Source organism: Neisseria sp. P0021.S005, from assembly GCF_051956955.1.
Window position 1 is genome coordinate 1 of sequence record NZ_JBQCWY010000755.1, and the last position, 1424, is coordinate 1424.

Below are 1424 nucleotides of genomic sequence, written 5' to 3' on the forward strand. Positions count from 1 at the left end.
TGTCTACGCCCGGGTGGTGAAATAGGTAGACACAACGGACTTAAAATCCGTCGGCCCTAAACCGGCCGTGCCGGTTCGATTCCGGCTCCGGGCACCAATAAATATCTGAATTTATTGAAAAACCTAAGATTCTAAATTTCTAATTGACAGCTTATTTGTAAGGCTGTCTTTTCTGTTTGTGCCTGATTTGTGTCTAACTTGCGCCATTTGTGTCAAATGTGACAAGCTCATGCAAAACTTGAGCATGTTGATGAAGATGCCCAGGAGCCAAATGTGCGTATCTCTGCACCATCCTTAACGTCTTCCAACCACCCATTTCTTGCAACACTCTCAATGGTACGCCACGCTGAACTAACCAACTTGCCCAAGTGTGCCTTAAATCGTGCCAAATAAAGTCTTCTATTTCTGCCAGTTCTAACGTCTTCTTCCAATATCGGCTGTTAATGCCGCTAATTGGTTTATTCCACTTATTCACAAAAACAAATTTCTTATGCTTGCCTATCTGCCGCTTTAATACTTCAACAGCAGTATCATTCAAAGCAACACCCAGTGCATTTCCAGCTTTCATTTCATCAGGATGATACCAACAGACCTTCCTATCTAAATCAACCTGATTCCATGTCAAACCCAAACCATTTGCCTGTCGCAAGCCGGTATTTATACTAAATAATTAATTATCATATCAATACTCAAAATTGAAAATGTTTGAAGGTAGTAAAATTGACTTTTCCTCCTTTTTATATTTGCCTATCAATATACCTTTTTGGACAACTACGCTTTATGGCCCGCTGGCTCGATGGCATTAAACAAAGGTCGTCTGAAACGGTTTTGCTGTTTTCAGACGGCCTTTTGAATTCATACAAGCTATGGCTTGGCTTGCTTATATTTATAATTGTCTAAATTTCCAATAATCTCGTCCTTCAATTTTCCAGTAACAGAATTCGTCCGGTATTAAATACCCAAAATCCATTGCCTTTGAAAACCAGCCATCATAGACATAATCTTCATTACATCTGTCCCAATCCATATGCAGATACACTTCCGTATCAAAATTGATATAGAACAACGGCAGCCTCGAAGAAATCTGATTGATTTTTAAGAAATCACTTTGCTGGCCAGAGTCTGAGATAGGATCATTGTACGACAGCTTGTTCTCAACAACGGATATAACCTTACTGCTTCAGCAGAAGTAAACCCCTGAAACATCAGTTCCTTCAATTCATCTTTTTTTAATACAATGACTGAATCTGATTGAAGATAGCTTTCGAAATTGTCCTTAGTTAACTGTCAGATACCATTACGGTAATTTTTATAATCATAATTATATTGTTCTTTAGTTATAATTCCTTCTCTTAGGTAAATGTCAAAAGATATTTTTGCATTTAATTCAAAATTTTCCTTATGATCAATTAAATAATATATCT

1 tRNA gene and 2 pseudogenes are annotated in these 1424 nt (G+C 37.4%); 1 reads left to right on the forward strand and 2 read right to left on the reverse strand.

The features are described from left to right. The first annotated feature begins 7 nt into the window (after positions 1 to 7). Positions 8 to 97 (forward strand) — tRNA-Leu (locus ACTHUE_RS19020). A gap of 26 nt (positions 98 to 123) precedes the next feature. Here ACTHUE_RS19020 and ACTHUE_RS19025 read toward each other — a convergent pair. Next, positions 124 to 670: pseudogene (locus ACTHUE_RS19025) on the reverse strand (site-specific integrase); the annotation flags it as partial. Between the two features lie 216 nt (positions 671 to 886). Beyond that, positions 887 to 1424, reverse strand: a pseudogene (locus ACTHUE_RS19030) (hypothetical protein); the annotation flags it as partial.